General features: G+C 67.8%; 15 protein-coding genes and 15 tRNA genes. 25 read left to right on the top strand and 5 right to left on the bottom strand.

The window, feature by feature from the left end; all coding sequences use genetic code 11:
* Nucleotides 1-433: 433 nt before the first annotated feature.
* The 19 genes from EAS64_RS43135 (at nt 434) to EAS64_RS41100 (ending at nt 7,580) form a co-directional block, all read left to right on the top strand.
* A tRNA-Trp gene (locus EAS64_RS43135) sits at nt 434-501 on the top strand.
* A gap of 217 nt (nt 502-718) precedes the next feature.
* Nucleotides 719-793, top strand: a tRNA-Pro gene (locus tag EAS64_RS43130).
* Nucleotide 794: 1 nt separating this feature from the next.
* Nucleotides 795-866 (top strand) — tRNA-Phe (locus EAS64_RS41175).
* A 156-nt stretch (nt 867-1,022) separates the two neighbouring features.
* Nucleotides 1,023-1,107 (top strand) — tRNA-Leu (locus EAS64_RS41170).
* A gap of 4 nt (nt 1,108-1,111) precedes the next feature.
* Nucleotides 1,112-1,188 (top strand) — tRNA-Thr (locus tag EAS64_RS41165).
* A 1-nt stretch (nt 1,189) separates the two neighbouring features.
* Nucleotides 1,190-1,266: transfer RNA gene (locus tag EAS64_RS41160), tRNA-Gly, on the top strand.
* Between the two features lies 1 nt (nt 1,267).
* A tRNA-Leu gene (locus tag EAS64_RS41155) sits at nt 1,268-1,341 on the top strand.
* 470 nt (nt 1,342-1,811) lie between these two features.
* A tRNA-Ile gene (locus EAS64_RS41150) sits at nt 1,812-1,883 on the top strand.
* Nucleotides 1,884-1,940: 57 nt separating this feature from the next.
* Nucleotides 1,941-2,011, top strand: a tRNA-Lys gene (locus EAS64_RS43125).
* Between the two features lie 6 nt (nt 2,012-2,017).
* Nucleotides 2,018-2,091: transfer RNA gene (locus tag EAS64_RS41145), tRNA-Arg, on the top strand.
* An 11-nt stretch (nt 2,092-2,102) separates the two neighbouring features.
* Nucleotides 2,103-2,175 (top strand) — tRNA-Glu (locus tag EAS64_RS41140).
* A gap of 6 nt (nt 2,176-2,181) precedes the next feature.
* Nucleotides 2,182-2,253, top strand: a tRNA-Glu gene (locus EAS64_RS41135).
* A 1-nt stretch (nt 2,254) separates the two neighbouring features.
* A tRNA-Met gene (locus tag EAS64_RS41130) sits at nt 2,255-2,328 on the top strand.
* Between the two features lie 205 nt (nt 2,329-2,533).
* Nucleotides 2,534-2,605, top strand: a tRNA-Val gene (locus EAS64_RS41120).
* Between the two features lie 2 nt (nt 2,606-2,607).
* Nucleotides 2,608-2,684, top strand: a tRNA-His gene (locus EAS64_RS43120).
* A gap of 244 nt (nt 2,685-2,928) precedes the next feature.
* On the top strand, nt 2,929-3,951 hold the full coding sequence (locus EAS64_RS41115; RefSeq protein ID WP_145862154.1) for an LLM class flavin-dependent oxidoreductase: 1,023 nt from the start codon (nt 2,929-2,931) through the stop codon (nt 3,949-3,951).
* Between the two features lie 131 nt (nt 3,952-4,082).
* Nucleotides 4,083-4,421 carry a hypothetical protein gene (locus tag EAS64_RS41110; RefSeq protein ID WP_145862153.1) on the top strand — a complete coding sequence of 113 codons (339 nt, stop codon included), beginning with the start codon at nt 4,083-4,085 and terminating at the stop codon, nt 4,419-4,421.
* 172 nt (nt 4,422-4,593) lie between these two features.
* Entirely contained in the window at nt 4,594-6,222 is a 1,629-nt protein-coding gene (locus EAS64_RS41105; RefSeq protein WP_222850001.1) for an ABC transporter substrate-binding protein, read from the top strand.
* Nucleotides 6,223-6,287: 65 nt separating this feature from the next.
* Entirely contained in the window at nt 6,288-7,580 is a 1,293-nt protein-coding gene (locus EAS64_RS41100; protein WP_222850000.1) for an NtaA/DmoA family FMN-dependent monooxygenase, read from the top strand.
* 52 nt (nt 7,581-7,632) lie between these two features.
* On the opposite strand, the gene EAS64_RS41095 is transcribed toward EAS64_RS41100, so the two are convergent.
* Together EAS64_RS41095 and EAS64_RS41090 are read right to left on the bottom strand one after the other, a co-directional pair.
* A complete protein-coding gene (locus tag EAS64_RS41095; protein WP_145862151.1) occupies nt 7,633-8,136 on the bottom strand; it encodes a flavin reductase family protein in 504 nt (167 codons plus the stop codon).
* On the bottom strand, nt 8,133-8,618 hold the full coding sequence (locus EAS64_RS41090) for an NADPH-dependent FMN reductase (RefSeq protein WP_145862150.1): 486 nt from the start codon (nt 8,616-8,618) through the stop codon (nt 8,133-8,135). The genes EAS64_RS41095 and EAS64_RS41090 overlap by 4 nt, the downstream gene beginning before the upstream one ends.
* Before the next feature lie 216 nt (nt 8,619-8,834).
* Between EAS64_RS41090 and EAS64_RS41085 the strand changes: the two genes are divergently transcribed.
* The 6 genes from EAS64_RS41085 to EAS64_RS41060 all read left to right on the top strand — a co-directional run bounded on the left by EAS64_RS41085 (nt 8,835) and on the right by EAS64_RS41060 (nt 16,855).
* Nucleotides 8,835-10,100: an MFS transporter gene (locus EAS64_RS41085; protein WP_145862149.1), complete on the top strand. Its 1,266-nt coding sequence runs from the start codon at nt 8,835-8,837 to the stop codon at nt 10,098-10,100.
* 158 nt (nt 10,101-10,258) lie between these two features.
* Nucleotides 10,259-12,241, top strand: coding sequence for a dipeptide ABC transporter ATP-binding protein (locus EAS64_RS41080; RefSeq protein WP_145862148.1), 1,983 nt, complete (start codon nt 10,259-10,261; stop codon nt 12,239-12,241).
* Between the two features lie 16 nt (nt 12,242-12,257).
* Nucleotides 12,258-13,571: an NtaA/DmoA family FMN-dependent monooxygenase gene (locus EAS64_RS41075; protein ID WP_145862147.1), complete on the top strand. Its 1,314-nt coding sequence runs from the start codon at nt 12,258-12,260 to the stop codon at nt 13,569-13,571.
* Nucleotides 13,572-13,584: 13 nt separating this feature from the next.
* A complete protein-coding gene (locus EAS64_RS41070) occupies nt 13,585-14,898 on the top strand; it encodes an NtaA/DmoA family FMN-dependent monooxygenase (RefSeq protein WP_246116133.1) in 1,314 nt (437 codons plus the stop codon).
* Between the two features lie 48 nt (nt 14,899-14,946).
* Nucleotides 14,947-15,825, top strand: coding sequence for an ABC transporter permease (locus EAS64_RS41065; RefSeq protein ID WP_145862145.1), 879 nt, complete (start codon nt 14,947-14,949; stop codon nt 15,823-15,825).
* A 34-nt stretch (nt 15,826-15,859) separates the two neighbouring features.
* Nucleotides 15,860-16,855, top strand: coding sequence for an ABC transporter permease (locus EAS64_RS41060; protein ID WP_145862144.1), 996 nt, complete (start codon nt 15,860-15,862; stop codon nt 16,853-16,855).
* Between the two features lie 45 nt (nt 16,856-16,900).
* Here the strand turns inward: EAS64_RS41060 and EAS64_RS41055 are convergent, their stop codons facing one another.
* From EAS64_RS41055 to EAS64_RS41045, 3 genes are all read right to left on the bottom strand, one after another.
* Nucleotides 16,901-17,668 (bottom strand): GntR family transcriptional regulator, encoded by a 768-nt coding sequence (locus tag EAS64_RS41055; protein ID WP_145862143.1) that lies wholly within the window; start codon nt 17,666-17,668, stop codon nt 16,901-16,903.
* 102 nt (nt 17,669-17,770) lie between these two features.
* Nucleotides 17,771-19,072 carry an NtaA/DmoA family FMN-dependent monooxygenase gene (locus tag EAS64_RS41050; protein ID WP_222849999.1) on the bottom strand — a complete coding sequence of 434 codons (1,302 nt, stop codon included), beginning with the start codon at nt 19,070-19,072 and terminating at the stop codon, nt 17,771-17,773.
* A gap of 128 nt (nt 19,073-19,200) precedes the next feature.
* Nucleotides 19,201-20,424: an MFS transporter gene (locus EAS64_RS41045; RefSeq protein WP_145862141.1), complete on the bottom strand. Its 1,224-nt coding sequence runs from the start codon at nt 20,422-20,424 to the stop codon at nt 19,201-19,203.
* Nucleotides 20,425-20,537 lie beyond the last annotated feature (113 nt).

Genomic DNA, 20,537 nt, shown 5'->3' with positions numbered 1-20,537 from the left:
AGCCCGCGCGGGGACCCGTCTCACCGTCGGGCAGTGCGAACACCAGGCCACCGAAGAAGCTGGCGGCCGATCGAAGCGCCGACTCCGCGGAGTCGGCGGGCAGGCTGCCGACAAGGAGCAATTCGCTGTTCACGCGCCGCGCGGCACCGGAGGCATCCATGATGCCGAACGTACTACAGGGCCTGGGATGCACGCCTGCGCTTCGCTCCCGTTTCGCCAAGCTTCGGAGACCGAGGAATAAATCCTTTGCGTCATGGCGCTACGCCGATTTAGCATGAATGCATGATGTTCAGGCGAGCGACCGAATGCAGCGGGTGGAATCACCCGCTATCGCAGCCTGCCCTGAGCATCGGGAAGGTTCCCTGATTGGATGAAATAAGCCATCCGGGAACCGCCCTCAGGAAACCCTGACGGGCGGTTTTCATTTTTATGCGGATCAGCCAGCGGTTAGGCGGCCTGGCTCCAGACCGGGCGAAATGCGGGTTCGACTCCTGCGGTCCCTGCGGGCCTCTCGTACAGGCCAGTTTCTTGACATGTCCATAGCGTGAGCATCAGCGGCAGGCGCCATCCTGCCGCAATTCGTGATGGCACGGCGGAAGATAGGCCAGCTACACCCGGGGACAGCCTGTACCGGGCGCCGTGCTACGGGGATGGCAGATATGGCATCGGTCGCGCCTTGCAAGCGCTGACGAGCCGGTTCGATTCCGGCCTTCTCCACCGGGAGCGAGGGAGACGGTAACCCGCCTGGCCTGGGACCAGGATGAACCCGGTTCGACTCCGGGGTTCCCGACCATGTGCCTTTAGCTCAACAGGCAGAGCATCCGGTTGAAGCCCGGAGGATGCAGGTTCGATTCCTGCGGGGTGCACCGTGCCTTACAAGCATTGTGGCGATGCGCCAGTCTTCCAAACTGGTGAGCGGAGTTCAATTCTCCGGTGAGGCTCTCAGGCGCTGCAAGCAGCACGGCTGCGGCTCCGCCTTCGTACGGCGGATGACCCGGGTCGGCACCGGGTGGCGGCTCCATGCGCTCGTGGCGGAATGGTAGACGCGCTAGCCCGAGGTGCTAGTGCTCCGCGAGGGGCGTTCCGGTTCAAGTCCGGGCGAGCGCACAATGCCTTCGTAGCTTCAGCGGCCAGAGCGCGTTCCTGGTACGAACGAGGCCACGGGTTCGAGTCCCGTCGGAGGCTCCATGCGGTTGTGGCTCGGCAGGTCAGAGCGTCGGCTTGCCAAGTCGAAGGTCACCGCTTCGAAGCCGGTCAGCCGCTCCAAGCCGTCCTAGCCCAATTGGCGGAGGCGCAGGTCCCAGGCACCTGGCGATCGGGGTTCGAATCCCCGGGACGGTACTCATGGAAGGTGAACCGGCCAGGCGGCCGGGCTCGCCCGCTAAGCGATGCGCCGGTTGCCCGGTGGCGTTCAAGTCGCCCGCCTTCCTCGGAAGATGAACCAGTCAGGCGGCTGGCCCCGGCCGGAAACCGGGCGGCTGTGAGAGCAGTGGCGTTCGAGTCGCCCGTCTTCCTCCATCCCCTGCCTGTTCACACCCGGCCGGGGAGCCGATTTGGAACGAGAACCTGCTAGGTAGCAGGCACCGCCCCGAAAGCGGCTGGCCGCGCGAGCGGTGGGGGTCAGGACCTCCTCGTTCCTCACGGGAAGGTGCGCCGCCGGCGCGGCAACGAGCCTTGAAAGCCCGTGCGGGTCACACCCGGGAGATCGACACTTCCACCTTCCGCTGGCCGCGACCCAGCCGGTCGACGGGGCCGTCCTGATAAGGCGGTATCGCTCGGTTCAACTCCGAGGCGGCCAACGCAGTCACCCTGGCCGGTAGCTCAACGGTCAGAGCGGCGTCCCTATAAGGCGTGCGCAGCGGGTTCAACTCCCGTCCGGCCCACACGAGAGGAGCAGCATGATGAGCAAACAGGCAGCCGGCAACCGAATACAGTTACCGGCCCCGCAAGCATTCAGGCGATGCAGCCGACTTTTAATCGGCGGACCAGGGTTCGACTCCCTGGCGGGGTACTTCAAGCGCCGCTAGCGCAACGGACAGCGCGCCCAGCTTCTAACTGGGGACAGTCGGGGTTCGACTCCTCGGCGGCGTACGCAAGATCATGCTCCGTTGGAGTAGCGGATATCTCACCTGGCCCTCAACCAGGAGATTGCCGGTTCGACCCCGGCACGGAGCACGCAAAGGCCCCATGGTCCATGGGTTAGGATCGCCGCCCTTCAAGCGGCGGGACGGAGTTCGAATCTCCGTGGGGCCACAGCGGGTTGGAGGAGTTCGGTCACCTTGCGGGCCTCATAAGCCTGAGACACGGGTTCAAATCCCGTACCCGCCACGAAGGCACGCCGCACGCCAGGGCTGGTAATGGACGGCAAAGCGCGGCAACTTCATTCCGGTATCCGTTAATGGCAAACGAGCGGGCCGTTAACCCGCTCCTCTTGGTTCGAATCCAAGTGCCGGAGCGTTCCCGTGGTGTAACGGAAAGCACGAGAGATTACGGATCTCTCGGATAGGGTTCGAGTCCTTCCGGGAATACGCGACGATCAGTAGCTCAGCGGCAGAGCACCGGTCCTACAAACCGCAACGCGGGGGTTCGAGTCCCTCCTGATCGACTGTGACCGATTCCGAAGCGGACGAGGAGCCGGGCCGTGATCCCGGTCAAAGAGGGTTGGAGTCCCTCCGGTCACCCCATGCCAGATGTGAGCGACGGCCGCTCAGCCGCCTGTAAAGCGGCCGCTACGGCATCCCCCGTCCGACTCGGGGATCTGGCTCCCTGCTTCCGGTGGCGGATTCCTCCGCTGGGTTTCCGAAGCCCGGGTGCCTGGTTCGACTCCAGGCGGAAGCACCAGGCGATGCTCATGCTGCGGACATGACGGAGGGGCGGGCCGGTTGCGGGGCGGAATGCCAGCACCGGCCCGCCGCGTTGAAGGCCCACGTGAAGAAGATTGGGTTCCTATCCTTCGGGCACTGGTCGGACGCGCCTGGGTCGCAGGTGCGGTCGGGTGCCGACTCGCTGCTGCAGTCGATCGAGCTCGCCGTCGCGGCGGAAGAGCTTGGCGCGGACGGCGCGTACTTCCGGGTGCACCATTTCGCGCAGCAGCTCGGCTCGCCGTTCCCGCTGCTCGCGGCCGCCGGCGCGCGGACCCGCCGGATCGAGCTCGGCACGGCCGTCATCGACATGCGGTACGAGAACCCGCTTTACATGGCGGAGGACGCCGGCGCCGCGGACCTGATCGCCGGCGGCCGCCTGCAGCTCGGCATCAGCCGCGGCTCACCCGAGCAGGTCATCGACGGCTGGCGGTACTTCGGCTACCGGCCGGAGGATGGCAAGAGCGACGCCGACATGGCGCGCGATCACGCCGCGGTGTTCCTCGAGGTGCTGAGGGGCGAGGGCTTCGCACAGCCGAACCCGCGGCCGATGTTCCATAACCCGCCGGGATTGCTCCGGGTCGAGCCGCACTCGCCAGGACTGCGCGACCGGATCTGGTGGGGCGCGGCCTCGCAGGCCACGGCCAAGTGGGCGGCCGCGCAGGGGATGAACCTGCAGAGCTCGACGCTGATCGCGCACGAGTCCGACAAGCCGTTCCACGTGCAGCAGGCCGAGCAGATCCAGGCCTATCGCGACGCGTGGCGGGAGGCAGGCCACACGCGCGAGCCGCGCGTCTCGGTCAGCCGCTCCATCTTCGCGCTGACCGACCGGCAGGACTGGCAGTACTTCGGCACGCGCAACCAGGACGAGGATCACGTCGGCTTCATCGAGCAGGACCTGCAGGCGATCTTCGGCCGCACCTACGCGGCGGAGCCGGACAAGCTGATCGAGCAGCTCAGGGAGGACGAGGCGATCGCGGCCGCCGACACGCTGCTGCTCACGGTCCCCAACCAGCTCGGCGTCGAGTACAACGCGCACGTCATCGAGTCCATCCTGACCCACGTGGCCCCGGCACTCGGCTGGCGCTGAAAGGCCGAAAACACCAAAAAGACCGCTCATCCCGAACGGGTCCGGGCTACTCCCGCCCAGGCCGATTCATCATTGAAGGCGGGCAGGCAAAGACGGGCATAGTGAACCCAGTCCGCCGCTACGATCCAGTCATGTTCGGGAATGACTGGGAACCGGCGACGGCGCGGATCGTCGCGAAGAAGTTCAAAGAGGGCGGCGAGCGGTCGGGCGTCTGGGAGTACGTCGCCGACATCACGCCTGCGTCTGGTGCGCCGGTGTTCCGCGCGAAGCTGACGCAGCCGCACCTGATGTCGCACGTGGTCTGGCTCGCCGAGGGCGCGGAGGTCAGCGTTCTCGCGGACGTCAAGAATCAGAAGGCCAAGTTCGACCGCTCGGACCCCGCGGTGAATGGCAAGGCGAAGCGGAGCGGCGCCGACCGGTTCGACGAGGCGCTGAAGCAGCCGCCGCTGACGCCGCCTCCCGCAAAATAGGCGCAATCTGCGCGCAATAGGTGTCCTGATGAGCTGAAACACGCCGCGGTCAAAGTCGAGGTTCACAACGTCCCCGTTGGCTTTGCCTCGTCAATTCCGCGCCGGAAAGCACGCCGATGTCGTCGTACGCCACCCCCCTAGAGGGCCCGGCAGTCATAGACAGGAGTGTGTTGTGTCTGAGCTCAAGAAAGTGGCGCACGTTTCGCTGGACCGCCGCGGCTTCCTCAAGGCCGGCGCGTGGAGCATAGGCGGCATCGGTCTCATGTCGCTCCTCGACGCCTGTGGCGCCGGATCATCCTCGCCGGCGACGGCCGGCGGCGGGACCACCGCGGTCCTGAACATGCCGTTCCTCGAGGACATGCAGGTTCCCGATCCCGACATCATGTACGAGGGCGAGGGCGTGCAGGTCATGCACGCCGTTTATGACGGGCTCGCCCAGTACAAGCCGGGCACGAACGAGCCGGTTCCGCTGCTCGCGGAGTCGTGGGAGATCTCCACGGACCAGCTGACCTACACCTTCAAGCTGCGGCCGAACGTCAAGTTCCACGACGGCACGATCGCCGACGCGGCGTCCTGGGTGGCGGGATTCAAGCGCCGCGCCGCGATCAACCAGGGACCCGCCTACATGGTGGCCGGGATCAAGGAGGCGGTCGCCAAGGACCCGACCACGCTGGTCGTGCACCTGAAGACGCCGAACAACGCGTTCCTGCACTACCTGGCGTGCCCGTGGCACCCGTTCGCGGTCAGTCCCACGGCCGTCAGGAAGCACGCGGTGGGCGGTGACCTGGCCCAGAAATGGCTGCAGACCCACGATGCGGGCACGGGCGCCTACACGATCAAGGAGTTCGTCCCTGGCAACTACTACCTGCTCGAGAAGTTTCCCGGCTACTGGGGCGGTGACGTGGCCTACGACCAGATCCGGATCACGATCACCCCGAGCGTCTCCACTCAGGAGCTGCAACTGCAGCAGGGGCAGTTCGACGTGATCACCAAGGGGCTGCCGATACCCGACGTGCTGAAGTACCAGAAGAACCCCGACTACGAGGTGCCGGTCACCCTCGGCGGAACCGGCAACGCCATCTGGATCAACCCGAACAAGCCGATGTTCGCGGACAGGAAGCTCCGCCAGGCGCTGGTCCAGGCGATCGACAGGACTCCCGTCGTGCAGACGTCCTACGGCGGACTTGTGCCGGTGCAGAAGGGCTTCTGGATCGACAAGCTCTTCCCGCCGAACCTCGACCCGATCTCCGACACCTTCGACACCGCGCCGTTGCAGGCCCTCGTGGCGAAACTGCCGGACAAGAACGTGGACCTGGCGTGGGGTGCCGACGGCGGGGCTCCGGTGCAGCAGATGGCCGAGCTGGTGCAGACGCAGCTCGCCGCCGTGGGCCTCAACGTCACGGTCCGCCAGCTCCCCACCGCGCAGGTCTTCGACCTGGCCAACCAGCCCCAGGCCAAGCGCCCCGACCTGTTCATCGACTGGCTTGGCGGCGACGCGCTGCACCTGGACACGGTCCTGCGGATCATGCTGCGTACCGGCGCCAAGCCGCTCAACCTATTCAGCTTCACCTATCCCGAGCTGGACAAGCTCATGGACGAGGCGATCCTCCAGCCGACAACGGACAAGATGAACGCCATGTATGTCGAGGCGACGAAATTCGTGATGGACCAGGCGATCTTCGTCCCGCTCTGTTCGCAGCCCTTCCCGATCATCGCGCGCAACTACCTCACCGGAATCGTGCAGGACTCCGATCTCCCCGAGGTCATCTACGCGGACAAGATCGGCAGGAAGCTGTCTTAGCGCCGCGTCAGTCCACACGCCATCAGCTGAGAGGACCAAGAGTCATGTTCCACCTCGGATGGTTCATGGGAAGCGGCTTCAGCGTGCAGACGTGGGCCGGCGACCCGTGGGCGGGAACGACAGGCCGTGACTGGATGAAGGGCGGCCTGTTCATCGACCTCGCGGCCGCCCTCGAGCGGGCCTGCTTCGACTATCTCCTCGTCGAGGACACCTCGATGATCGAGGACGCTCACGGCGGGTCGATGGAGACCACGCTGAAGTACGGCCTACTCGGTCCGAAGAATGATCCGGTGCCGCTGATTCCGCTGCTCACCCAGCGCACCAAGCACATCGGAATCGCGTGCACGCTGTCCACGAGCTTCTACCACCCGTACATGGCGGCGCGCACGATGGCGACGCTCGATCACCTCACCGATGGCCGGGTCGGCCTTAACGTGGTGACCGGCAGCAGTCGCCGGGCCGCGCAGCAGTACGGCTACGACGACCTCGAGCCGCATGACCAGCGTTACGAGAGGGCGCATGAGTGGATGGAGGCGGTCGGCGCGCTCTGGGAGTCGTGGGAGGACGGTGCGGTCCTCGTCGACACGGAAACCCCGCGGTACGCCGACCACACGAAGGTCCATCCGGTCGACTTCGCCGGGAAGTACTTCAGGACGCGCGGTCCGCTCAACACGATCCCCGGTCCGCAGCGGCGCCCCGTCATCGTCCAGGCGGGCGCGTCCGCGGCCGGGCGCGACCTCGCCGCCAAGTACGCCGAATCGATGCTCGCGCACGGGCACAGCATCGAGGCGATGAAGGCGTTCCGTGCGGACATGCACCGCCGGCTGAAGGAGTACGGGCGAGATCCGGGCCAGCTGAAGATCCTGTTTCTCGTCGAGCCCACCCTCGGCGAGACGGACGAGGTGGCCCGGGCGCGCGCCGAGGCTCAGCAGCGGTGGGCACGGACAGACGAGGCGATCGAGCGCCGGCTGTGGGGGCTGAGCTACACCTCAGGCGGCACCCACGACTTCTCCAGGTATGACCTGGACGGCCCGGTGCCCGACGTCTGGGGCAACGGCGAGACAAGCACATTGCGGAATTTCGTCGAGCGCGGGCAAGGTATGACGCTGCGCGAGGCGCTCGCCACGATCGACACCCATTCCGGGCTGGCGTTCACGGGATCGCCCGACAGCGTGGCGGCCCAGATGGGGGAGGCCATGCAGGAGGTCGGCGGCGACGGGTTCCTGCTTTCCCCGGTTGTCACCAGGAGGAACATCGCCGAGATCGCCGACGGACTCGCGCCGGCGCTGCGCAAGCGCGGCCTGATCAGGGACGGCTACAACCACTCAACCTTCCGCGACAACCTGCTGGAATTCTGATCCGCCCTAGTGAAGCGGCCCCGGAGGGACAGTCCCTCCGGGGCCGCGGCACTTAGGCGGCCATGGGGGTCAAGTCGCGGAAGCGGCTGCGGTGGAAGACCATCGGGGCGACGTCCGGATACATCGCGAGCGCCTCGATGGCGAGCAGCACGATGTCGTGGTCGCCGGCCTCGACGACGTTGTAGACCGAGCAGTCCAGCCACAGCGTGGCACCGTGCACGAACACCGAACCCGAGTCGGCAGAGGTCCAGTCGACCCCGCAGAAGCGGTCGCCGTTCTTCGACGCCAGCGAGCGTGCCACGGTGCCGTGTTCGCTCGCGAGGACGCTGAGGCCGAGCCGGTTGAGCCTGGCGAGCCTCGGCCACGTGCTGGAGGTTTTCGCGACGCAGACCGACACCAGCGCCGGAGCGAGCGAGACGGAGGTGAACGAACTGGCGGCCATGCCCTCGGGCGCGCCGTCGATCATCCCGCAGAACGCCGTCACGCCGCTCGGGAAGCAGCCGAACGCCTGCCGCAGCAGGTCCGTGTCGAACTGGCCGTCGCGTGCCGGAATCAACGTGCCACCGCCGGGACGAACTTCCGCGCGACCTTGAGCCAGGCATCGAGATCTGCCGATGTCTCATAATCGGAATCGAGCAGGTACAGGCCCGGCGCGGGGCAGCTGGCGCCGATCTCGACCAAGACTGGCCGTAGCGTCAGCTCGGGCGCCAGTGCGTGGTTGTACGCTGCGCCGAGCATCAGCGGGAAGGTCGGGATTCCGCCGAGCTCGCCTTGACCGAACTGGTCGAGGAAGAGCTTGAGCAGCCCCGTGTAGGTCGCCTTGAAGGTGGGCGACGCCACCACGAGAGACCCGGCCGACAGGACAGTCGCCTTCGCCTCGGCGACCTTGGGATCGCCCCAGCCGAGCAGGCCGGCGCCGAGTTCGACGACCTCGATGACGGCGCTCGGCTCCTGCCCGGTCAGTCGCCTGGCGACCAGCTCGGCGGCGGCACGGGTGCGGGAATTCGGCTTCGGGTTGCCGACGACGACGACGGTCATAGGTAATCCTCCCGGTGACCTGCGGAAGATTCCGGGGATGATCCGCGGAATCGCTACGCAAGCAGTCAAATCCCGGCGAGTTTCCCGCGGCCCGGCCGGGGAGTAAAGGTTCAATTGCGCCACGTCGTCGCGGTCACGGTCACCTGGTATCCGGCGCAATCGGAGCGGAATCACCGGGATCCGCCGGCGTCACCCGTGTCTCCTAACGTCTCGCACATGACAGCTCGACAGGTGGCGGTGCCGCCGGCGGGCGCCGAGGCCGGCGCCGAAGGCATGATCGTCGCACTGGCACGCGTGCCGGGTTATCCGTATCTGTGCGCCAGTTCCCTGCTGTGGCATACCACGCGGTGGGGAGGGCTGTTCCTGATCACCTACCTCATCACCAGCGTGGCGCACTCGCCGGTTCTTGTTCAGCTGGCCGGGGCCCTGCTCTTCATTCCCATGCTGGTCGGCGGCCTGGCTGCCGGGGCGATCAGCGACCGCTTCGAACGCCGGCGGATGGTTCTCACCGTCCAGGCCGTCCTCGTGCCCATCGAGTTCGCGATGTTCTTCCTCGTCCAGAGCGGACAGGTGCGCGTGTGGATGTGCATGCCGTACATGCTCGCGCTCGGCGTGGGCGGCCTGGTCAACATGACCGCGCAGCGGCCCCTCATCTATGAGATCGCCGGACCGAGGCTGGCGCCCGCGGCGATGGCCATCGAGGCGACGGCGCAGGCGGGCTCCTCGATGATCGGCACGCTCGTCGGCGGCCTGCTCATCTCCCACCTCGGCATGGCCGCCAGCTTCGCCGGCATGGCCGTCCTGCTGTGCGGCTCCATTGTCCTGCTATGGCGAGTGCCATCACCGGCGCGGCAGACCGCACGCGAGGACGCCGCCAGCCACGCGGTGCGGGCCCAGCTGGCGGCCTGCGCCGCCCTGGTGCGCGGCAGCCAGCGCCTGCGGGGCACGCTCACGGTGACCATCGTGATGAACCTGCTGTGTTTCGGCTACCTGCCGCTGGTGCCGCTGGTGGCGGACCGCTTCTCCGTCGGCGCCGCGCTCGCCGGGGTGCTCGCCGCCGCGACCGGGGCGGGACAGATCCTGTCGGGCCTGACGCTGAGTACGCTCCGCCTCTCGCGCCCCGGCGTGGTCTTCGCCGCGGGATCCGGTGTCGCGTTGGCCGGCCTGATCGGCTTCGCCCTCGCACCCACCTTCGCCCTCGCCGTCGTCGCCCTCTTTCTCGGCGGGCTCGGCCAGGGCTGCTTCGCCGCGATGCAGGGGCTCCTGGCCATCGAATCCGCTGGCGACTCCCAGCGCGGCGCGGTGCTCGGCATCCTGAGCACCTGCATCGGCGCCCTGCCCATCGGCATGGTGCTGATGGGGCTGGAAGCCGCGGCCGTCGGCATCAGGCCGGCCCTGGTCTGCTCCGCGCTCGCCGGGATCACCCTGCTCGGCTGCGTCCTCGGTACGCTGCCGCAGCTGCTCGCAGAGGCACGGTCGTGACCCACGACTCACGCCTTCCCGGTTAACACAAATGGCCCGCGGAGCGTATTACGCGCAATGCGAGAGGCATGGTCTTGACCCACGGCCGTCACCCCCGCGCGTTTTGATCGGTCTCACGACCCGCACCGCGACCGAGCAAGGAGAGGTGCAGCCAACCGATGACGACCACTCAGAACAGTCCGGCCGCAGCCGTCCTCGATGGCGAGACGCCTCGCGCGAAGATCAGAGATCTCACCGTTACGTTCAGCCGACGCGGCGCCCCCGTCCACTCCCTCCGCGGCATCGACCTCGACATCTACCCGGGCGAGATCCTCGCCGTGGTAGGCGAATCCGGCTCGGGCAAGAGCGTCATGGGGCTTGCCCTTCTCGGGCTGCTGGCCGGCCATCCGATGCCGAAGATCACCGGCACGGCGGAGGTATGCGGGACCGACATGGTCTCCGCCTCGCCCGCCGCTCGCAACACGGTCCGCAAGGCGCATCTGGGCGCGGTGTTCCAGGATCCGATGACCTCGCTCAACCCCACCATGCGGGTCGGCAGGCAGGTCGCCGAGGCCGCCGGCTCCGAGCAGGAGGCGCTGCGGCTGCTTGAACTCGTCGGCGTCCCCGACCCCGGGCGCCGGATGAAGGCGTTTCCGCACGAGCTCTCCGGCGGCCTGCGGCAGCGCGTCATGATCGCCATGGCCGTGGCCGGCCGCCCCGACCTGGTCATCGCCGACGAGCCGACCACCGCGCTCGACGTCACCGTTCAGGCGCAGGTGCTCGGCCTGATCAGGGACCTGTGCGACGAGCTTGGCACCTCGTTCATCCTGGTGACTCACGACATGGGGGTGGCCTCGCAGATCTCGGACCGCGTCGCCGTCATGTACGGCGGCCGCATCGTCGAGACCGGCAAGATGAGCGAGGTCATCGCCAGCCCCTCGCACCCGTATACGGCGGGGCTGCTCGGCGCGCGCCTCGACCTGAACCTGCCGGCCGGGCGCCGCATCCCAACGCTTCCCGGCGAGCCGCCGGACCCGCGAGCTCAGCCGCCAGGTTGCGCCTTCGTACCGCGGTGCCCCGCGGCGACCGAGGCCTGCACGGAGAATCTCCCTCTCCTGCAGCCGTCTCCCGTCCATGGCGGGCTGTCCGCGTGCCTCGTTCCCGAGGCCGCGGGCACGCTGGGCGGCAGGGCGGAGACTCCGGCCTTCGCGCCCATGATCGAGCTGGACAAGCAGCGCAGAGCGCTGGAGATCGACGGTGTCGACAGGACCTTCGACGTGCGCAGGGGGCCGTTCAAGACGGACAAACTGCACGCGCTGCGCAACATCATCCTCGAGGTTGAGCCGGGCGAGTCCCTGGCGGTCGTTGGCGAGTCGGGCTCAGGGAAGTCGACGCTGCTGCGTGTTGTCGCCGGGCTGATGAAGCCGAGCGGCGGGACGGTGGAGCGGTCCGACTCCCGGCCGCAGATGGTTTTCCAGGATGCGGGCGCATCGCTGACGCCATGGCTGACGGTCGGTGAGATTGTGGGAGAACGCCTGATCAAGACCACCAGCCGCGCGGAGCGGCGTGCCCGGGTGGACGCGGTCCTGCGCCAGGTCGGCCTGCCGCCCGACTTCGCCGGCGTCAAGGCCGGGCTGCTGTCGGGCGGTCAGCGGCAGCGCGTCGCGTTCGCCCGCGCCGTCATCGTGCCGCCCGCCCTGCTGCTTTGCGATGAGCCGACCTCCGCGCTTGACGCCTCGCTGGCGGCTTCCGTGCTCAACCTGCTGCAGGATCTGCGCAGGGAACTCGGCATCGCGGTCATGTTCGTCACTCACGACCTCGCCGCGGCCCGCTTCATCTCCGACCGGGTCGCGGTGATGTACCTCGGCCAGATCGTCGAGGTCGGCCCCACCGAGGAGATCATCAGCTCACCGCGGCATCCGTACACCAAGGCACTGCTCGCGGCGCTGCCCGCGCCTGGCACCGCTCCGGTGCGGCTGCCCGGCGAGCCGGCCAGCCCGCTCGCCGTGCCCGCGGGCTGCTCGTTCCACCCCCGGTGCGCGGAGCGGCTGGACAAGTGCTCCGCGGAAGAGCCGGTGCTCTACGCGATCGACGGCGCCCCCGGCCGTGTCGCGTCCTGTTTCCTCACCCAGTCCGCTTCGGAGCGCGTCGCCGCCCGGTAGGCAGAAAGGCAGTCTCATGACCAAGAAGTTCCATCTGGGCTGGTTCATGAATTTCATCCCGCCGGAGTGGGATAGCGACTACACGTCCCCCGACGTGGCCAGCTGGGCCAACGGCGACTTCTACGTCGACATGGCGCGGTCGATGGAGCGCGCCTGCTTCGACTTCATGATGATCGAGGACACCGTGATGGTGGCCGACGCGTACGGCGGGACCATGGAGGGGTCGCTGAAGAACTCCGTCTTCGCGCCCAAGCACGACCCGCTGCCGCTTGCCATCAAGGTGGCGGCGAACACCAGCAAGATCGGCGTGGTCGCCACCCTGTCGACCAGCTTCTACCCGCCGTACCTGCTGGCCCGGGCGTGCTCGACCGCCGATTCGATAGCGGGCGGCAGGTTCGGGTGGAACATCGTGTCCTCGGCCGAGGATCGCGCGGCGCAGAACTTCGGCCTGGACAGGCTGTACGAGCACGACGAGCGGTACAACATGGCCGACGAGTACTTCGAGCTGGTCAACCAGCTGTGGGACTCGTGGGAACCGGACGCGGTGGTGATGGACAGGGAGACCCACACCTACGCCGACTTCCGTAAGGTCCACACGATCGATTTCGCCGGAAAGTACTTCAAGTCCCGCGGCCCGCTGAACACGATTCCCTCGCCGCAGCACAAGCCGACGATCCTGCAGGCCGGCGCCTCGCCGCGGGGCCGCGCGTTCGCCGCGAAGGCCGCCGACGCGATCGTCGCGGTCGGGACCGGCATCCAGGGCATGAAGGAGTACCGCGACGACATCCGCCGCCGCGCGGCGGAGATGGGGCGCGATCCCGACGACATCAAGCTGATGTTCTGCGTCTCGCCGACCGTCGCCGCCACCGAGCAGGAGGCGAAGGCAGAGGTCGAGCGGATCGCCAACAACGACCTGTACATCCGCAAGCGCCTGGTCGAGATCTCCTCGAACACCGAGATCGACTTCTCCGTGTTCCCGCTCGACGAGCCGCTGCCCGCTGGGCTGACCACCAACGGCGAGCGCGGCTCGCTCGAGTGGTTCATGCGCGGTGACGGGTCAGGAAAGCAGACCCTGCGTCAGCTCGCCCTGCACATGGCCAAGCAGGGGATCGAGATGGTCGGCACGCCTGCCCAGGTAGCGGAGCAGATGGCCCAGGCGATGGAGGAGATCGGCGGCGACGGCTTCCTGATCTTCAAGCCCGGGTGGGACCTGAATCGCAAGTACATCACCGACATCTGCGACGGCCTCGTGCCCGAGCTGCAGCGCCGTGGCCTCGTGCGGAGCGAGTACACCAAGCCCACCCTGCGGCAGACGCTGCGCGAATTCTGAGAGCGAGCGCGTGATGACCAAGTTTCACCTGGGCTGGTTCATGAACTTCATCCCGCCGGAGTGGGACACCGACGACTCCTCACCAGACGTGGCCGCCTGGGCCAACGGCGACTTCTACGTCGACATGGCCCGCTCGATGGAACGAGCCGGCTTTGACCTCATCATGATCGAGGACACCGTGATGGTGGCCGACGCGTACGGCGGCACGATGGAGGGCTCGCTCAAGCACTGCCAGTTCGCGCCCAAGCATGACCCGCTCCCGCTCGCCGTCAAGCTGGCCGCCAAGACGAGCAGGCTCGGGGTGGTGGCGACGCTGTCGACCTCGTTCTATCCGCCGTACCTGCTGGCACGGGCGTGCTCGACGGTCGACTCGATCGCGGGCGGCCGTTTCGGGTGGAACATCGTGTCCTCCGCCGAGGACCGCGCGGCGCAGAACTTCGGCATGGACGCGCTGCCGGCGCATGACGAGCGCTACAACGTGGCCCAGGAGTACTTCGACGTGGTCAACCAGTTGTGGGACTCGTGGGAACGGGACGCGGTGGTGATGGACAGGGAAACGCACACCTACGCGGACTTCGCCAAGGTGCACACCATCGACTTCGAGGGGAAGTACTTCAAGTCCCGCGGCCCGTTGAACACGATTCCCTCCCCGCAGCATCGTCCCGCGTTCCTCCAGGCGGGAGCTTCGCCGAAGGGCCGTCAGTTCGCGGCGGGCGCCGCCGACGCGATCGTGGCCTCCATGAACGGGCTCGCCGCGATGAAGGAGTACCGCGACGACGTCCGTGCCAGGGCCGCAGCCGCGGGCCGCGACCCCGACGACATCAAGCTGCTGTTCACCGCGGGGCCGGTGATCGCGCCGACCAAGGCAGAGGCCGAGGCCAAGCTCGAGCGCATACTCGGCCACCCGTCGTACGTCGAGAAGCAGCTCGTCGGCATCGCATCGAATACCGAGATCGACTTCAGCCGGTTCGACCTGGACGAGCCGCTCCCCAGGGAGCTGACGACCAACGGCGAGCAGAGCTCACTGCAGCGGTTCATGGAGGGCGACGATTCCGGCACGGCCTACACCCTGCGCGAGCTGACCATGCTCCGCGCACGGCGGGGCCTGGACCTGGTCGGGACGCCACAGGAGGTCGCAAGGAAGATGGCCGATGTCATGGAGGAGGTCGGCGGCGACGGTTTCCTGATAACCAAGCCAGGCTGGAACCTAAGCCGCTCGTACATCACCGACATCTGCGACGGCCTCATCCCCGAGCTGCAGCGGCTGGGCGTGGTGCGTACCCAGTACGGCAAATCCACCCTGCGCGAGACCCTGCGCGAGTTCTGACCAGCCGCTACCCGTTGGCCCCGTCGACTGCGAGCTCTAGGAGAAGAAATGGCCGTCGCAGAACCCTACGCCGCAACCAAGCTGGTGCCCGTCAGGACCAGAATCGCGGCGTCGCCGCGGGAGTACCTCCGCGGTTCCACCGCCTCAAGCTGGGCCGCCCTCGGGGCGCTCGCGCTGCTGTTCGTGATCGCGATCTTCGCGAAGGAGATCGCGCCCTTCAACCCGCTCGTGCCCGCGGGACTGCCGCAGACCGGCCCGAACGCCACCAACTGGTTCGGCACCGACACGGTGGGCAGGGACATATTCAGCCGCGTCCTGGCCGGGATGGCGACGAGCTGGTGGGGCGCACTCGGCGTGGTGGCATCCGGAGTCTTCTTCGGCGGTCTCATCGGCCTTGTCGCCGGCGCCGTAGGCGGGTGGCTGGACAACGTCCTCATGCGCGTCACCGATGTGTTCCTCGCGCTGCCCGCCCCGATCCTGGCGATCGCCATCGTCGCTGTGCTCGGCCCGTCGTACCTGCACACCCTGATCGGCGTCGCCATCGTCTGGTGGCCGCTCTACACGCGCATCGTGCGGGCAGAGGTGCGAAGGCTGCGCGCCTCGCCGCATATGGAGGCGGCGAAGCTGGCCGGCGCCGGCTGGCGGCGGCTGCTCAGCAGGCACCTGCTACCCGGAGCCATCCCCGTGACGATCGTGACCGCGAGCCTGGACATCTCGGCACTGGTGCTGATGCTGTCGAGCCTGTCCTTCCTCGGCCTTGGCGCGCCAGAGCCGGCACCCGAGCTTGGCGCCATGGCCGCGCAGGGCATGACCAACATCCTGACGTCCTGGTGGATCCCGGTGTTCCCCGCCGTCGGGGTCGCCGTCATCGCGATCGTCAGCAACTTCGCCGGCGACGCCATCCGCGACCGCATCGCCAGTCGCTAAGTTCCGCCTCCTCCGCAACGAAACGGGTCATGACATGCTCCTCGTCCTCGGCCGCCGCCTCGGTGGTGCGGTTCCTGTGCTGCTCGCCCTCGTCCTGGTCGTCTTCATCCTGCAGAAGATCTCGCCGGTCGATCCGGTCGCCGCCCTGGTGGGGGCAAAGGCATCGCCTGCGGTGTACGCCGCCGCCCGCCACCAGCTCGGCCTCGACAAGCCGGTCCCTGTCCAGTTCTTCGATTACGTCGGGCGCGCCCTGTCCGGGAACCTCGGCGATTCGTCGGTCACGCGCACTCCCGTCGCCCAGGACCTGCGGAACTATCTCCCCGTCACTCTCGAGCTGATCGTCGCCGCGTTCTTCCTCATCGTCGTGATCGGCTTCTTCCTCGGCATCGCGACGGCCCAGGGGTGGCGAGGCTCGGGAGTGCTCAAGTTCATCATGGTGGCCGGCGCCTCGGTGCCGGTCTTCCTCGCCTGCCTGCTCGGGATGCTGGTCTTCTTCCGCTGGCTGAACCTGCTGCCGATCACCGGCCAGACATCGTCGTACAACGCGCCTACCGGCCCGACCGGCTTCCTGGCGATCGACAGCTGGATCGCCGGCCGCCCCGGCCTGTTCGTGGACGACATCCGCCACCTCATCCTGCCGGCCCTCTGCGTCGCGATCACGCCGGCCGTCGCGGTCGGCCGCGTGCTGCGCAGCAGCCTGGAAGGGGTGATGCGGTCGGACTACATGCGTACCGCGAGGGCCAAGGGCCTGAGCGAGCGGACGGTACTGGTCAGGCACGGACTGCGCAACGCGCTCGGCCCGGTCCTGGCACTGATGGGCCTGCAGCTCGCCGGCCTCATCGGCAGCAGCATCGTGGTGGAGATGATCTTCGCTCGCCCCGGCATCGGCCTCTACATCGCCCAGGCGATCACGGCCGGCGATTTCAACACCATCGCAGGCGTCACGCTGGTCGTCGGGCTCCTGTACGTCGTGGCGAACGTGGTGGTCGACATGCTGCAGGCGATCGCCGACCCGCGGGTGGCGATGTAGGGAGAAGTTGACGCCCCCGGACATTGAGTCCGGGGGCGCCGTCATTCACGATGCGCGGAACGCGTCCGCCTGGAAGGCCACCCGGTCGCTGCGCAACCGGAACTGGCTGATGGCCCTGGGGCGGCCCTGCTCGTCCTCGAGCACGTCCTCGAGGAAGATCATCGGAGCGCCGAGTTCCACGCCGATCAGTTCCGCCGACTGGGCGTCGGCGGCCGTGGCCCCGATCGTGGTGCGGCTGCTGGTGATCCTGGCGCCGAGGTACTTCTCGACGAAGAGGATCGCGTCAGGCTCGTCGACGGCGACGTCCCGTGATTCCTGCCGGGTCAAGGCGATGTAGCTGACCGTGATGCCCATGGGCACCTCGCAATGCGTGAGCAGGCCCTCGATCATCAGCACGGTGAAGTCCGTTGGCAGCGCTAGCCGCTCGCGGACCATCCGGGGACAGCCCACGGTCTGGATTTCCAGGGCACGCAGTTCGGTATGAATCGTGCTCCCGCTAGCCAGCTCCCTGACGGGAGAGAGCGAATTGACCCCGAGCAGCAACTGCTCGGCGGACTGCGTGCCGCGTTTGGGGCTCCTAGTGACCAAGCCGTCCTTGGCCATTTGCTGGAGGACGGCCCGTACCGTGTTCCGGCTGGCGGAGAGCGCGTCCATGAGCTCTCCCTCCACCAGGTAGACCGTGCCCTCCGCGCTCTGCAGTGTCGAGCGGAGCAGGTCATAGGTCCGGCGTAGCGAATTGTTCAGGCGCTCCGGCTTACGCCGGTTCCGCTGGAAGAGGGTCTCGGGGCGTGCGGGTCTGGCGGGACGTCCCATTGCCACCTCCTAGGCGACGGGTTTCTGCGATGGAAACAGATCCCTGTTTCTGCTGGTTGCCTCACATGCAACGGGCGGTTTACAGCCGGGATCGCGCGGGGCTCAGAACGCGTGCAGGTTCTCCCGCAGCAGCTCATGGTCGTAGGACGTGCGCGTCGCGCCCAGCTTCTGCAGCGCGGGGATGAGACCGTCGGCGATCTCGGTGACGTAGCGCCGGCTGAGCCGCATCACGGGGCTGGTGATGAGGAACCCATCCCCGCCGACCTCGTTCATGACCGCCACCATTCGCTCGGCCACCTGATCCGGGGTGCCGGTGAACTGGATGGCGCCGCCAAGCCCGTTGCCGGTGACAAGCTCGCGCAGGGTCTTGTCGCGGCCGCGGGAGAGGAAGCTTTCCAGGGCGCCGCGCTCGCCATTGGTTGTCACGCCATCCGGCACGGGCTTGTCGAGGTCGAACCGCGAAAAGTCCACCTCGGTGATGGAGGAGATCTCCGCGAGCTGGTATTCGATGTAGAGCGGGTCGTTGTGCCAGCGTTCGCGCTTGGCGTGCGCCTCTTCCTCGGTGTCGGCGACGATCGGGGAGACGATGTAGAGCACCTGGCAGTCGTCTGGATTACGTCCCTTGCCTTCCATCCGGGCGCGGATGTCCTGGCGGTAGGCCTTCATCGCCTCGATCCCGTTGGCGGGGGCGACGATGGTGTCGGCGTACTGGCTTGCCAGCTCCCTGCCGGGCACCGACGCGCCGGCCTGGGCGATGGTGGGCCAGCCCTGCGGGCTGCGCGCCGTGTTGAGCGGCCCGCGCGACTTGAAGTACTTGCCCTCGAAGTCGATGGTGTGCACCTTGGTGTAATCCGCGTAGGTGCCGGTGGCCTTGTCGCGGACGATCGCGCCGGGTTCCCAGGAGTCCCAGAGCTTCGTGACGACTTCGAGGAACTCCTCGGCGCGTGCGTACCGCTCGTCATGCTCGAAGAGCTTGTCCAGGCCGAAGTTCTGCGCTGCGCGGTCCTCGGCCGAGGTGACGACGTTCCACCCGAAGCGGCCCCTGGCCATGTGATCGATGGTCGAGCAGAGACGCGCTAGCAGGAAGGGCGGGTAGAACGACGTCGACATGGTGGGGACGACACCGATCCTGGTCGTGGCCATCAGCATGGCGACGGCGAGCGGTACGGGGTCGTGCTTCGGGTTCACGCCGTGCTTGAGGTCGTACTGCATGGTGCCGCCGAAGGCGGTTGAGACCATGAGCTTGTCCTCGAGCAGTATGTAGTCGAAGCAGGCTCGCTCGAGGGTCTTCGCCATCTCGACGTAGAAGTCACCAGTGAAGTCCTTGGCGCCGTCGCCCCAGGTGCCGTTCCACTCGTCGGCGACGAAATTCAGGAACCATCCAAGATGGAACTTGGTGACCACGATCGTTCTCCCTCGCGCTGCGGGTGCCTTTCGACGGCCGGCGGTATGCCTGGCCATAACCCGAGTTCAGCAGGGGTAGTTTGCGGCGAAAGATCATCGCCGTACCCGCGGGATTGCGCCGCAGCACATCAACCGGAAACAACCCGCGCCGGGGCGGCTGGCTGGGCCAGGTTCCTGACGAGGCAGGCGCCGCCTGCCAGCACGGCGGTCACCACCCAGAACAGCGGCGCAGGCCCGGCGGCGGTACCCAGGATCGCGCAGCCGACCGAGCCGGCCAGCATGCCCACGCCCGCCGAGATCCGGAACCGCGCGAGTCCGGCAGCGGAGTCGCCGGCGAGCCCCACCGCCACGAGCGGCAGTCCGATTGTCATGCCGGCGAGCGCCACGCCGAAGACGGCGGACACTCCGAGGTAGGCCGCCTGGCCGGGAATCAGCGCGAGGGCGGCGCTGCACGCGCAGCCGAGAACCGACGCCGCAAGCAGGACGCGGGCGAGCCCCAGCCACCTGAGCACCGCGCCCGCCCGGGTGAGGACGACAATCTCCGCCACCGACATGAGCGCGATCGCGATCCCGATGGTCAGCGTGGGGAAGCCGCGCGCGGCACCGGCCAGCGGCAGCGCGGTGAACAGGACTCCGCCGCGGAGGAAGTCTCCGATCATCGCGATCGCCAGCCCGGCCAGGTCGGCCCTGCCCCGTCCGAACCTGGGCAGCGACAGGCGGGGAGGCCCGCCGCCCAGCGGGCCCTCACCGAGTGGACAGGCGAGCCGCGGCAGGAAGCGGAGCACCGCGGCCGCGAGAATGAGCGCGAGGGCACCGGTGCCGACGAAGGCACCCCGGTCTCCTGCCGTCCCCCGGATGACGGCGGCGGCGATCAGGCCGGCCGGCGACCCGGCGGCGCCGCCGAGCAGGAAGCCGGCGTTGAAGCGCGCCAGCGCCCGTGCCGAGTCCACCGGGGCGACGCGGACCGCCGCCTGCAGGGCGCCGCCGAGCATCATCCCGGCCCCGAAGCCCTGGAGCAGCCGCACCGCCAGCATGAGCGGGAAGGTCCACGCCACCGCCATGCCGATGCAAGCGGTCCCGAACATGATGAGCCCGATGGTCACGCTTGAGCGCGCGTTCATCAGCGGGACGAGTCGCGTGCCGAAGACGTCGACCGTGATCACGCCGAGGCTGGAGAACAACATGAAGCCGCCGGCCATCGCCGGGGTGTAGCCGATCGACACCGCGAACAGCACCTCGAGCGGGGCGGTGAGGCTCATCGCGAAGCCCGCCCCGCACATCAGGATCAGGAACCGCGACGCGGCGCGATCGGGCCCGGTGCTGCACGCCTCGTAGCGGTCCTGATGTGCCATGGACGAAGCACACAGGACCGGAGTCACGTCGCGGAGTCCGGCCGGTTCCCGTGGAATTGCGCCGCACGGCAGCCCGCGGGGGCGGCGCGATCTGCCGCTGATGGCGCAATCGG

The organism is Trebonia kvetii (genome assembly GCF_007827045.1).
GTDB lineage: Bacteria > Actinomycetota > Actinomycetes > Streptosporangiales > Streptosporangiaceae > Trebonia > Trebonia kvetii.
This window is presented reverse-complemented; position numbering and strand designations above follow the sequence as displayed.

Excerpts from the sequence above, each read along its gene's own strand:
- EAS64_RS41075 (WP_145862147.1), top strand. The coding sequence starts at position 12,258 with ATGACCAAGAAGTTCCATCTGGGCTGGTTCATGAATTTCATCCCGCCG.
- EAS64_RS41070 (WP_246116133.1), top strand. The coding sequence starts at position 13,585 with ATGACCAAGTTTCACCTGGGCTGGTTCATGAACTTCATCCCGCCGGAG.
- EAS64_RS41065 (WP_145862145.1), top strand. The coding sequence starts at position 14,947 with ATGGCCGTCGCAGAACCCTACGCCGCAACCAAGCTGGTGCCCGTCAGG.
- EAS64_RS41055 (WP_145862143.1), bottom strand. The coding sequence starts at position 17,668 with ATGGGACGTCCCGCCAGACCCGCACGCCCCGAGACCCTCTTCCAGCGG.
- EAS64_RS41080 (WP_145862148.1), top strand. The coding sequence starts at position 10,259 with ATGACGACCACTCAGAACAGTCCGGCCGCAGCCGTCCTCGATGGCGAG.
- EAS64_RS41060 (WP_145862144.1), top strand. The coding sequence starts at position 15,860 with ATGCTCCTCGTCCTCGGCCGCCGCCTCGGTGGTGCGGTTCCTGTGCTG.
- EAS64_RS41045 (WP_145862141.1), bottom strand. The coding sequence starts at position 20,424 with ATGGCACATCAGGACCGCTACGAGGCGTGCAGCACCGGGCCCGATCGC.
- EAS64_RS41085 (WP_145862149.1), top strand. The coding sequence starts at position 8,835 with ATGACAGCTCGACAGGTGGCGGTGCCGCCGGCGGGCGCCGAGGCCGGC.
- EAS64_RS41100 (WP_222850000.1), top strand. The coding sequence starts at position 6,288 with ATGGGAAGCGGCTTCAGCGTGCAGACGTGGGCCGGCGACCCGTGGGCG.
- EAS64_RS41090 (WP_145862150.1), bottom strand. The coding sequence starts at position 8,618 with ATGACCGTCGTCGTCGTCGGCAACCCGAAGCCGAATTCCCGCACCCGT.
- EAS64_RS41110 (WP_145862153.1), top strand. The coding sequence starts at position 4,083 with ATGTTCGGGAATGACTGGGAACCGGCGACGGCGCGGATCGTCGCGAAG.